The sequence below is a fragment of the Ruegeria sp. HKCCD7251 genome (assembly GCF_013031165.1).
GTDB lineage: Bacteria > Pseudomonadota > Alphaproteobacteria > Rhodobacterales > Rhodobacteraceae > Ruegeria.
The window spans coordinates 293,983-306,089 of the sequence record NZ_WPZC01000002.1; the positions used below are offsets into that span (position 1 = coordinate 293,983).

Genomic DNA, 12,107 nt, shown 5'->3' on the forward strand with positions numbered 1-12,107 from the left:
AGAAAAAGCCGGGGCTGAGGTCGACGCGCTGACGCCCTCAGTCCGGTTACTGGGCGTAGCCGATTGATTTCAGCGCGTCCGTGATCTCATCCAGAATGGCGGGATCGTCGATCGTTGCGGGCATCTTGTAATCTTTGCTGTCCGCGATCGACACCATCGTCCCGCGCAGGATCTTGCCCGAGCGGGTCTTGGGCAGACGATCTACCACCACGGCTTGTTTGAACGCCGCGACAGGGCCGATCTTTTCGCGGACCAGTTTGACCACGTCTTGCACGACTTCACCGTGATCGCGGTCGCAACCGGCATTCAGGCACAGGAACCCCACGGGCATTTGCCCTTTCAACTGATCAGTCACGCCAATGACTGCACATTCAGCCACATCGGGGTGGGCGGCCAGAACCTCTTCCATCCCGCCGGTTGACAGGCGGTGCCCCGCGACGTTGATCACGTCATCGGTACGGGCCATGATGTAGAGGTATCCTTCCTCATCAATCATTCCCGCATCGCCGGTCTCATAATAACCGGGGAACTGGTTGAGGTATGAGCTTTTGAACCGTTCCTCTGCGTTCCAAAGCGTCGGCAATGTGCCGGGGGGGAGGGGAAGCTTGACCGTGATCGCACCCAGTTCACCAGGTTTCATCGGGTGGCCGCCTTCATCCAGAATCTGAACGTCGTAGCCCGGCATGGGTTTTGCCGGAGATCCCAGCTTGATCGCCAGTTCCTCAATCCCCAGAGGGTTGCCAGCGATGGTCCACCCCGTTTCGGTTTGCCACCAGTGGTCGATGACCGGGACTTTCAAAGCCTCCTGCGCCCATTCGATTGTGTCAGGGTCCGCACGTTCACCTGCAAGGAACAAAGCGCGCAGGCTGGACAGGTCGTATTTCGAAATCAGCTCTCCCTTTGGGTCCTCGCGCTTGACTGCTCGGATGGCGGTCGGGGCGGTGAAGAAGCTTTTGACCTTGTGTTCAGCTATCACGCGCCAGAATGTGCCCGCATCCGGGGTGCCAACCGGCTTGCCTTCGAATACAATGGTGGTGTTCCCGTGGATCAGCGGCGCATAGCAGATATAGGAATGCCCCACGACCCAACCGACGTCAGAGGCTGCCCAGAACACATCGCCAGGATCAACGTCATAAATGTTCTTCATCGTCCAGTTCAGCGCGACCAGATGACCGGCGGTCGGACGCACGACGCCCTTGGGGGACCCGGTGGTGCCTGATGTGTACAGAATATATGCGGGATCATTGCCGTCTACGGGAACGCATTCAGCCGGTTCGACGCCGTATTGAAATCCGTGCCAGTTGAAATCGCGCCCTTCAATCAGTTGCGCGACTTCCTGTTCGCGTTGAAAAATAACGCAAAAGTCAGGTTTGTGGCTGGCCAGATCAATGGCGCCGTCCAGAAGGGGTTTGTAATGCACGACGCGTCCCGGCTCCATCCCGCATGAGGCCGCAATGATGGCCTTGGGCTTGGCGTCGTCGATCCGTACTGCCAGTTCGTTACTTGCAAACCCGCCAAACACCACGGAATGCACGGCACCCAGGCGAGCGCAGGCCAGCATTGCCTCAAGCGCCTCGGGGATCATCGGCATATAGATGATAACCCGGTCGCCCTTTTCGATTCCCTTGGCGCGCAAAGCCCCCGCAAGGTTTGCCACGCGATTGCGGAGTTCGACATAGGAAATCTCACGCTTGGTGTGGGTGATCGGGCTGTCGTAGATGATCGCGGTCTGTTCGCCCCGGCCATTTTCGACATGCCGGTCCACCGCATTCCAGCAGGTATTTACCTTGGCATCGGAAAACCACTCATAAAGAGGCGCCTTGTCGTCAAACAGAGCTTTGGTCGGTGGCTGGACCCAATCTATCCCTTTGGCGGCTTCCATCCAGAAGGCCTCTGGATCGGATTTCCAGCTATCGTAAACGTCCTGATATGCCACAGTGGTTTCCTCCGAAAATTCCCTGTGCCGTTGTTAGGGGCGCAGGGGGCGACACACAAGCAACCGCTGTGACGGGGCGTCACTTTACCGCAAAACATTTGCAGATGAGCGCTTTTTTGGCTGCAAAATTTTTGCAAATTCGCCGCATTAAGCGGGTTTATGGGCGGATATAGGCCGCATTTGCAAATCTGCAAACCATTGCGTGCAAATAGCGGCAGAATCAGGCCGGGCATCTGAAAGGATGCCCGGCGCCGTCCTATCCGTAATGCGCGACCGGAGTGCCCGCGATGGCCGCCATGTTCAGCAACCCGCGCGCCGTGATCGAGGGTGTTACGATATGTGCCTTGTTGCCCATCCCCATCAGGATCGGGCCAACCTCAAGCCCATCGGCCTTCATCTTAAGGATATTGCGGACCCCGCTGGCCGCGTCTGCATGGGCGAATATCAGAACGTTGGCTGCCCCTTGAAGGCGCGAATTCGGAAAAATCCGCGAACGCAATTCTGGGTCCAGTGCCAAGTCCAGGTTCATCTCGCCTTCGTAGGTGAAGTCACGTGGTTTCGAGTCAAGCATCTCCAGCGCGGCGCGCAGGCGTTTTCCGGATCCTTCCGCCTGATTGCCGAACTGTGACTGCGAACAGAATGCGATCTTGGGCTCCAGACCGAACCGTCGCACATGGCGGGCTGCGCCAATGGTCGTTTCGGCCAGCTCTTCGGGCGTTGGCAATTGTCGTACATGCGTATCGGCGATGAACAGGGGGCCGTCCTCGAGGACCATCAGCGAAAGCGCCCCATGAGGCCGCAGGTCGCCGTCATCCAGAACCTGCTGCACATAATTCAGATGCCAGCGATATTCGCCGAACGTGCCGCAGATCATGCTGTCAGCCTCGCCGCGTTGTACCATGATGGCGGCAATCGCGGTGTTGTTCGTCCGCATGATCGCTTTGGCAAGGTCTGGCGTTACGCCCCGACGCTGCATGATATTATGGTACGAGTTCCAGTAGTCATAGTATCGAGGATCGTTTTCCGGGTTCACAATCTGGAAGTCCTCGCCGGGACGCACGGTCAGGCCCAGACGTTCACATCGTGCGTCGATCACATCGGGACGTCCGATCAGGATCGGGGTCTCTGTGGTTTCCTCAAGGATAGCTTGGGCTGCGCGCAGGACACGTTCATCCTCGCCCTCGGCAAACACGATGCGGCGGGACGCAGCGGCAGCGGCCTCGAAGACGGGGCGCATGATGAGGGCGGATTTAAAGACGGTCTGATTTAGCCGCTCTTTATATGCCTCGATGTCTGTGATGGGGCGTTTGGCGACCCCGCTTTCCATTGCTGCCTTGGCCACTGACGAGGACACAACACCCACCAACCGGGGGTCAAACGGCTTGGGAATCAGATAGTCGGGGCCAAAGGTTAGCTGTTCCCCCTTATATGCAGCGGCTGCTTCGGCGCTGGTTGTGGCGCGGGCCATCTCTGCAATCCCGTCTACACAAGCGATCTGCATTTCATCGTTGATCTCGGTCGCCCCTACGTCCAGAGCGCCGCGGAAGATGAACGGAAAGCACAGGACGTTATTGACCTGATTTGGGAAATCGCTGCGACCGGTGGCAATGATTGCGTCGGGAACAACTTCGCGCGCTGCATCGGGCAGAATCTCGGGCGTTGGGTTGGCCAGTGCGAAAATGATCGGACGGCTGGCCATTTTTGCCACCATTTCAGGTTTCAGCACGTTTGGTCCGCTGAGACCCAGAAACAGGTCCGCCTCGCCGATTACGTCATCCAACGTTCGCAGGTCGGATTTCTGCGCGAACTGGTCCTTATGCGGGTTCATATCTTCAGCGCGGCCTTCGTAGACCAGCCCGTGAATGTCGCACAGCCAGATATTCTCGCGCTTGACGCCCAGCTTGACCAACATACTGAGACAGGCAATCCCGGCGGCACCGCCACCGGTTGAAACCACCTTGATATCTTCGAATTTCTTACCAGCCACGTGCAGAGCGTTTTTGGCGGCGGCCCCAACAACGATCGCGGTGCCGTGCTGGTCGTCGTGGAACACGGGGATATTCATCCGTTCCCGGCACAGCTTTTCGACGATGAAACAGTCCGGTGCCTTGATGTCTTCCAGATTGATCGCACCAAATGTCGGCTCTAGCGCGCAAACGATTTCGGCCAGCTTTTCTGGGTCGGGCTGGTCCACCTCGATGTCGAAACAGTCAATCCCGGCAAATTTCTTGAACAGGACGGCCTTACCTTCCATCACGGGCTTCGAGGCAAGCGCACCGATATTCCCCAGCCCCAATACTGCGGTGCCGTTGGATACGACGGCCACCAGGTTACCGCGCGCTGTGTAAAGTTCTGCATTGGCGGCATCCGCTTTGATTTCAAGGCTGGCTTCGGCCACACCGGGTGAGTAGGCGCGGGCTAGGTCGCGGCCGTTCGCCATCGGCTTGGTGGCCTTGATCTCAAGCTTTCCGGGCTTTGGATGGGCGTGATAGTCAAGCGCGGCCTGCCGCAGGCTAGGTGAGTCAGACATCGGCGATTCATCTCCCTTCCGAAATTTAGTTGAGGGTTAAACTATTTTTTTTCGGAATGGCTACGCTACGTCAATCTGCAACAATGATGTAACCATGTTGAGAGCGCTTGGTTGAAATCTGTCATAAAGTGTTTAATTTCCCGCCACTGCGAAAACATCGCGAACGTATGGGGCACTGAAGGTCATTCATGAGCTATAAAGACGAATTTCAGGCGGAAAGTGTATTTCCGTCAGAAAAGATGCTCTTCGGTGCCAAGCGAATTGCGTTTTGGGGTGCGATCGCATTGGGCGCAGTGATTTTGCTCGTGGGTATTATATGGCCCGTGCAGACATCGACCCTGAATCAGGAAGGCGGTTTGATCGAGACCGTTTCCGCAATGGGGCTTTTTGCTGCTGGATTGGCTGCGTTCTACCGTTTCCCGGGCCTAAGTCGCATGTATATCGGTCTTGTCTGCCTGCTTTTGGCGGAACGAGAGCTTGAGTCCGACATCTACCCCGTCGGCAGTTTGCCGTTCGAGATTTTGAACGGGCTGGATGCCGTTCTTGATATCACGGCCGTTCGCGTGGTTTTGGGGCTGATTGTTCTATTCGGTTTGATCCGGCACGGCATTCCGAACGGGTGGCGCGCGCTGCGCGGTCGGGCATCGTTTATGGTGATGTTTGTGGTGGCGGGGCTCTTTGCGGTTTTGGCGCAAGGGCTGGAAGAAGTGTCGTACATGTTCCGGCATGATTTTTCTGGTGTCATGATGGTGCGGTTCTTTGTGTTGGAAGAAACGCTTGAGATGTTCTTTTCGATTGGCATTCTGGCCGCTGTTCTGATCGGATGGCCCAAAGCCGAAATCGAAGAGACCTTAAATGACCGAGAACCCCAACCAGATCCACGCTGAGATTCGCCTGCCGACGCAGGAATTGCGCGACGACATCCCCTTTTTCACCAAGGTTCTAGGGATGCGGATGGACATGATTTATCCTGCTGACGATCCACGTGTCGCAGTTTTCTCGGGTCATGGGGTGCGACTTCGGATTGAAAAAGATGCACCGGAAAGTCCCGGCACTCTGCGTATTCTGACGGATGATCCTGACGGATTTGCTGATGGTCAGCGCGCTTTGATCGCCCCGAACGGTACGCGGGTTGAGATTGATGAACTCAACCCTCCGATGGTGATGCCGGATACCGTTCATTCATTTGTGGTGCGGCGGCTCAAGGATCAGGCGCCGTGGATTATCGGACGTGCCGGGATGCATTACCGCGATCTGGTGCCTGACCGTTTGGGCGGGTCGATCATCGCCAGCCATATCCGGATACCGGATGGTGGGCCGGTGCCAGACATGGTGCATTTCCACAAGGTCGGGTTCCAATTAATCTTCTGCATCCACGGCTGGGTGGACGTGGTTTATGAGGATCAGGGTGACAAGATGCGCCTGACGGCGGGCGATTGCTTTATCCAGCCGCCTGAAATCCGTCATCGCGTGCTCGAAGCGTCGGACAATGTGCAGGTAATCGAGATCGGTGTGCCAGCCGAGCATGTCACCGAGATTGATCACGACATGACCCTTCCCACTCCGCACCTTCGTCCCGATCGGGAATGGCAGGGCCAAAAGTTCGTCTTTAACCAGGCCGCGGGTGCGGAGTGGGGGGCATTCCGGCTGCCGGGCTATGTTTGCCGGGATACAACGATCGCCGAAAACACCAAGGGTGTGGCCGGGGTGCAGGTGGTACGCAAGGGTCAGGGCGAACCAGCTTGGGCAACGCACGATACTGATATTTACTTTACATTTGTCATGAACGGCCAAGTCACCCTTGAGGGCGAAGGACGCGATCCGTACCGGCTGGAGCAGGGGGATGCTTTTGTCATCCCACCCGGAATGCTTACCCGACTGGCCGACCCGTCAGAGGACGTCGAACTGTTGGAGGTCACGCTGCCGGGTGTCTTCAAGACGATACTGGACTAAGCGATTTGGTTCAGGAAATCTGCGCTTGGGGCTTCAATTCCCCGAGTGCTTTCCGGTAGTGTGTTAGTTTCTGACCAGATGATCAAAAATTGGGGAATCGCCATGACGTTGAAAGACACAGCACTTTCGGTTCGGGAAAACGCATACGCGCCCTACTCCAAATTCAAGGTCGGTGCGGCGATCCGGTCGGCCTCGGGTCAGGTATTTGCCGGGTGCAATGTCGAAAACGTGGCCTACCCCGAAGGAACCTGTGCCGAAGCCGGAGCGATCGCTGCAATGGTCGCCGCGGGCGAACAGGACTTGACCGAAGTGTATGTTGTGGCCTCGTCCCCTCAGCCTGTGCCGCCTTGCGGGGGATGCAGGCAAAAGCTGGCGGAATTCGGCAAGCGCGACGTCAAGGTGACATTGGCCAGCGTGGACGGCGCGGAGTTGGTGACAACGATCGGTGACCTGTTACCCGGCGCGTTCGACGCATCGCACATGGAGAATGTCTGACCGCATGGATGCCCGCTCGATTATTGCAAAATTGCGCCGGTCCGAGGTTCCAACGGCCGCCGAGCTGAACTGGTTTGCACAGGGTCTAGCGGATGGCGGGGTTAGTGACGCGCAGGCCGGGGCCTTTGCCATGGCCGTCTGCATGGGCGGTCTGGGTGCGCAGGGGCGGGCTGATCTGACGGTCGCAATGCGCGACAGCGGCGAGGTCCTGATATGGGATGTCGACGGACCGGTGATCGACAAACACTCGACCGGGGGTGTGGGCGACAGCGTCAGTCTGGTGCTGGCCCCGGCGCTGGCCGAGTTGGGCGCTTATGTTCCGATGATCTCGGGACGTGGGCTGGGCCATACCGGGGGAACCCTGGATAAGCTGGAAGCAATTCCCGGCGTTTCAACGCAAATCGGGCAGGATCGGCTGGCCCAGATTTTGCGCGATGAAGGTGCGGCCATTGTTGGCGCGACGGGGCAGATCGCCCCGGCGGACAAACGGCTTTATGCGATCCGTGATGTTACCGCGACAGTGGAAAGCCTTGATCTGATTACAGCGTCGATCCTGTCCAAGAAACTGGCGGCCAGTCCGGATGCTCTGGTACTGGACGTCAAGGTTGGCAGCGGTGCGTTCATGAAAACGCATGAAGACGCGCGCAATCTGGCCACGGCATTGACCGAGACAGCCAATGCCGCTGGGTGCCGGACGTCGGCCGTGATTACGGATATGAACCAGCCCTTGGCCCCGGCATTGGGAAATGCCTTGGAAATCTGTGAGGTCATGAAGGTTCTGACCAGTGGGCAGAATGCGCCTCTGGCCGAGATTTCGGCCGAGTTGGGCGGTGTCCTGCTGGTTGATGCCGGGATGGTTTCAACACTGGATGAAGGGCGCGACAAGGTCTCTGAGGTTATCCGCAATGGCCGCGCGGCAGAGCGGTTCGGGCGCATGATGGCTGCAGTTGGTGGGCCACTGCACTTTGTCGAAAACTGGTCGCGTTACTTGCCCGAAGCCAGCGTTATTCTCGAGGTTCCAGCACCTTCCAGCGGATATGTGACGGCGATGGATGGCGAGGCGCTGGGCCTTGCCGTTGTTGCGCTGGGCGGTGGCCGACAGGTCGAGGATGACGTGATCGATCCGGCTGTCGGTATTTCCGAAATCGTCCGGTTGGGCGACAAGATTGACAAGGGCGCGCCCCTGGCCGTGATCCACGCCGCCCGTGAGGATGCAGCGCGTCAAGCCGCGCAATCGGTCTTGCACGCGATCAGTCTTGGCCCTGAAAGCCCGTCGCTTCCGGGCATCGTGCACGAAAGGATCACAGCATGAGCCGTGCATTTCTGGTCGTCATGGATTCGGTTGGCATTGGCGGGGCACCGGACGCGGATCGGTTCTTTAACGGTGATATGCCGGATACCGGGGCAAACACGCTGGCCCATATCGCGCAAGCCTGCGCCGAGGGGCGGGCCGAGGAGGGGCGGTCTGGTCCGCTGCGCGTGCCAAAATTAGACGCTTTGGGGTTGGGGGCGGCCACCCGGCTGGCCTCAGGCGATGAAACGCCGGGATTGCAGGCCGAACCAATCGGTCTTTGGGGGTGCGCGCGTGAACATTCGCGGGGCAAGGATACACCGTCAGGGCATTGGGAATTGGCAGGTCTGCCTGTGCCGTGGGACTGGCACTATTTTCCTGACACGACTCCCAGCTTTCCCAATGATCTGAGCCGTGCTGCCGCGCAAGCGGCTGGAACAGAAGGGATTTTGGGCGATTGCCATGCCTCTGGCACAGCGATCATCGCGGAATTGGGGGCCGAACATATGCGAACCGGTTGGCCGATTTGCTATACGTCGGCAGACAGCGTCTTTCAGATCGCCGCCCATGAAGAAAGTTTTGGTCTTGAGCGTCTGTTGGACATGTGCCGCGCACTTGCCCCTCGGTTGCACGACATGAAAGTTGGGCGTGTGATCGCCCGTCCTTTCGTCGGCTCACCGGACACAGGCTTTACGCGGACAACCAATCGCAAGGACTTTGCCATCCTGCCGCCCGCGCCGGTTCTGACGAATTGGGTGCAGGACGCGGGGCGGCGGGTTCATGCGGTTGGCAAGATCGGCGACATCTTCTCGATGCGGGGGATTGATACGCTGTGCAAGGGCTCGGATGCGGAACTGATGGGGCACCTGTCCGATCTGGTGGACGAGGCCGAAGGGGGAAGTCTGACCTTCGCCAATTTCGTCGAGTTCGACAGCCTTTTTGGCCACCGACGGGATATCAGTGGCTATGCCCGTGCGTTGGAATGGTTTGATCGTGAGATTGGCGCCCTTCTTTCACGCCTGCGCCCCGGAGATATGATGCTGTTGACCGCGGATCACGGAAATGATCCAAGCTGGATCGGAACGGACCACACACGTGAACAAGTGCCGGTGCTGATCGCCGGACTGGGCGCGGGTGAAATCGGAGCCGTCAATTTCGCTGATATCGCCGCAAGCATTGCGACCCATTTGAACATTCCGGCCCAAGGGCCGGGACGGAGTTTTCTATGACTGTAGCAGACCTGCCAAAGATCGAACTGCATCTGCATCACGAAGGCGCGGCCCCGCCTGCCTTTATTCGCCAGCTGGCGCACGAAAAGCGCATCGACCTAAGTGGAATTTTCAAGCCGGACGGCAGCTATGATTTCCGCGACTTCGCGCATTTTCTCAGCGTGTATGAGGCCGCCTGCGAAGTGCTGAAATCACCCGAGGATTTTCGGCGGCTGACGCTTGCGATCTTGGAAGAAAGCGCGGCGAACGGGGTCGTCTATTCGGAAACATTTCTAAGCCCGGATTTCTGTGGCGGCGGTGACCTGCACGCCTGGCGCGACTATCTGAATGCCATTCAGGACGCGGCTGATGAAGCCGAACGAAAATACGATATCACTCTGCGCGGTGTTGTCACCTGTGTGCGCCATTTCGGGGCGGAGCAGGCCAAGGTCAGCGCCCGGTGTGCTGCGGAAACTGCGGGGCACTGGATCACCGGCTTTGGAATGGGCGGCAACGAATCCGTCGGCACGCAGGGGGATTACAAGTGGGCCTTTGATTGCGCACGCGAGGCCGGGCTGCGCTTGACAACACATGCAGGGGAATTCGGCGGCCCTGAAAGCGTCAGGGACGCCATCCGGGAGCTGGGCGTGGAGCGTGTCGGCCATGGGGTTCGCGCGTCCGAAGACCCGGATCTTGTACACGAACTGGTGGATCGCGAGGTAACGCTTGAGGTCTGCCCCGGCTCGAACGTGGTTCTGGGGCTTTTCCCCGAGTTTGCAGCCCACCCGATAGCAAATCTGCGCGACGCTGGTGTCAAAGTCACGGTTTCAACCGACGATCCCCCGTTTTTCCATACCACAATGCGACGCGAATATGAGATGCTGGCCAAAGCTTTCGGCTGGACAGCCGACGATTTTGCAGCCCTGAATGAAACGGCCCTGACTGCGGCCTTTTGCGATGAAGAGACCCGTGAGCGGGTCAAGAAAAGACTGGAGAGATCATGAGCGAACACCTGACCGTCGTCGACCACCCGCTGGTTCAGCACAAACTGACGCTCATGCGGGACAAGGGCACATCGACCGCCGTTTTTCGGCAGTTGCTACGCGAGATTACACTGCTGCTGGCCTATGAGATCACGCGCGAATTGCCTCTGACCACCCGGCACATCGAAACCCCGATGGAGGAGATGGACGCCCCGATTCTCGCAGGTAAGAAAATGGCGCTTGTGTCCATTCTGCGGGCTGGCAACGGGATGCTGGATGGTGTGTTGGAACTGGTCCCCTCGGCCCGTGTGGGGTTTGTGGGGCTGTACCGGGATGAAGAAACGCTGAAACCTGTTCAGTACTATTTCAAAGCGCCCGAAGGTTTGAAAGACCGCCTTGTCATCGCTGTCGACCCGATGCTGGCCACGGGCAACAGCTCGGCTGCTGCGATCGACCTGCTGAAAGAGGCTGGTGCCAACGATATCCGGTTCTTGTGCCTGTTGGCTGCCCCTGAGGGCGTCGCGCGTATGAAAGAGGCGCACCCCGATGTGCACATCGTGACTGCCTCGCTGGACCGCGAACTGAACTCCAAAGGCTACATCATGCCGGGCCTTGGCGACGCCGGGGATCGGATGTTCGGAACCAAATAAGCGGTCTACTCTCCGCAGATGTTCTGAAGCCGGACCCAATCGCGGTCCGGCAGCACCTGTTGCAAAGGTCGTCCTGCCATCGGGTCAGCTTCGATCAGGCCCAGAACGGTTTCGCCCGTCACATCCATCGCGTAGGCATATGGTGTCGAGGGAAGAGCGACTTGCGCGAAAAGCTCAAGCAGGTCGTCGTCCGGCAAGGTAGGGCGCGGCTCGGACAAGACCTGCTCGGTATACGTATCGACGATATCGGGGGTCAGTTCTCCAGTCGTGAGAAGGCGAAAGGCCGAGCGCACTCCGGTTCGGTCCAGAAGGTCATCCAAAGGATCCTGAGCCGCCGCCCTCGCGCGTTCGGCGATGATGTACCCTGCCGCGACCGAGGGGTCTTCGTGGTCTTCAACCAATGAGCGGTTCAGAAGGATGATCCCTCCGGGTAGGCTAAGGCTACTTTGCACGCCCGCAGGAAGGATCACGACGCTGCGCACCCCCGTCCGCGTCGCTAGATGATCCAGTGCCTCCTGCGCGTCCGCAGAGGCGCACGCGCGGCCTGACACCCTTTCAATCCGGCTCAGGATGGCGTCGCCTATGTCCTGCCTTTTGATCTCGGGCACGACAGACACAACGTGGTTTTGCAGGGCGGCCGGCACCCATAGCAGCAAAAGCGCAAGAACGGCCCCGACAACGCCCGCAACGCTCAACCATCGCAGCCGCCCCGGATGTGGTCGCGCACGGTCGATTGCGCGTTGCAGGCGGTCGATGGCCTCAATCATGGTGGTTTCGGATTCCGCCAGTTCCAGCGTTTCTTCCGGGTCGCCATCGGGGTTGAAAATGGCCGGATAGCTGCCGGGGTTTTGACGCTCGAGCGCTGCCAGTGACCAATGTGTCAGGGCGCGGTCATTGAAATCCGAAATTGTCAGAGTCGCTTCGCCAATCGAAACCACGACCTCGCGCCGTTGCACATCGGGCGAGGGGCGCCACAGACCGGTGGCTTCGATCCGCTGGTACTGTTTCAGGGCCGTCATCAAGGTGAGGTCTGCTCGTTATTATTTGAACTTAGTTTAGCA

At 58.6% G+C, this 12,107-nt stretch carries 10 protein-coding genes; 7 read left to right on the top strand and 3 right to left on the bottom strand.

Annotation, left to right across the window (positions count from 1 at the left end):
* Positions 1–46: 46 nt before the first annotated feature.
* Positions 47–1,936, bottom strand: a complete 1,890-nt coding sequence (gene prpE, locus GOX75_RS07605) for a propionate-CoA ligase PrpE (protein WP_171121983.1) — start codon at positions 1,934–1,936, stop codon at positions 47–49.
* A 256-nt stretch (positions 1,937–2,192) separates the two neighbouring features.
* The gene (locus GOX75_RS07610) at positions 2,193–4,466 is read right to left on the bottom strand and encodes an NADP-dependent malic enzyme (RefSeq protein ID WP_171121984.1); all 2,274 of its coding nucleotides are present in this window, start codon (positions 4,464–4,466) and stop codon (positions 2,193–2,195) included.
* A 188-nt stretch (positions 4,467–4,654) separates the two neighbouring features.
* Between GOX75_RS07610 and GOX75_RS07615 the strand changes: the two genes are divergently transcribed.
* The 7 genes from GOX75_RS07615 (at position 4,655) to upp (ending at position 11,046) form a co-directional block, all read left to right on the top strand.
* Entirely contained in the window at positions 4,655–5,353 is a 699-nt protein-coding gene (locus tag GOX75_RS07615) for a hypothetical protein (protein WP_171121985.1), read from the top strand.
* Complete coding sequence (locus GOX75_RS07620) at positions 5,322–6,419, top strand: cupin domain-containing protein (RefSeq protein ID WP_171121986.1); 1,098 nt, start codon at positions 5,322–5,324, stop codon at positions 6,417–6,419. Before GOX75_RS07615 ends, GOX75_RS07620 begins: the two co-directional genes overlap by 32 nt.
* Before the next feature lie 102 nt (positions 6,420–6,521).
* The gene (locus tag GOX75_RS07625; RefSeq protein WP_171121987.1) at positions 6,522–6,914 is read left to right on the top strand and encodes a cytidine deaminase; all 393 of its coding nucleotides are present in this window, start codon (positions 6,522–6,524) and stop codon (positions 6,912–6,914) included.
* 4 nt (positions 6,915–6,918) lie between these two features.
* The gene (locus GOX75_RS07630; protein ID WP_171122339.1) at positions 6,919–8,226 is read left to right on the top strand and encodes a thymidine phosphorylase; all 1,308 of its coding nucleotides are present in this window, start codon (positions 6,919–6,921) and stop codon (positions 8,224–8,226) included.
* Positions 8,223–9,434 carry a phosphopentomutase gene (locus GOX75_RS07635; RefSeq protein ID WP_171121988.1) on the top strand — a complete coding sequence of 404 codons (1,212 nt, stop codon included), beginning with the start codon at positions 8,223–8,225 and terminating at the stop codon, positions 9,432–9,434. Before GOX75_RS07630 ends, GOX75_RS07635 begins: the two co-directional genes overlap by 4 nt.
* Positions 9,431–10,417 carry an adenosine deaminase gene (locus GOX75_RS07640; RefSeq protein WP_171121989.1) on the top strand — a complete coding sequence of 329 codons (987 nt, stop codon included), beginning with the start codon at positions 9,431–9,433 and terminating at the stop codon, positions 10,415–10,417. Before GOX75_RS07635 ends, GOX75_RS07640 begins: the two co-directional genes overlap by 4 nt.
* Positions 10,414–11,046, top strand: coding sequence for a uracil phosphoribosyltransferase (upp, locus tag GOX75_RS07645; RefSeq protein ID WP_171121990.1), 633 nt, complete (start codon positions 10,414–10,416; stop codon positions 11,044–11,046). The genes GOX75_RS07640 and upp overlap by 4 nt, the downstream gene beginning before the upstream one ends.
* Positions 11,047–11,051: 5 nt before the next feature.
* Here the strand turns inward: upp and GOX75_RS07650 are convergent, their stop codons facing one another.
* Entirely contained in the window at positions 11,052–12,065 is a 1,014-nt protein-coding gene (locus tag GOX75_RS07650) for a hypothetical protein (RefSeq protein ID WP_171121991.1), read from the bottom strand.
* Between the last annotated feature and the right edge of the window lie 42 nt (positions 12,066–12,107).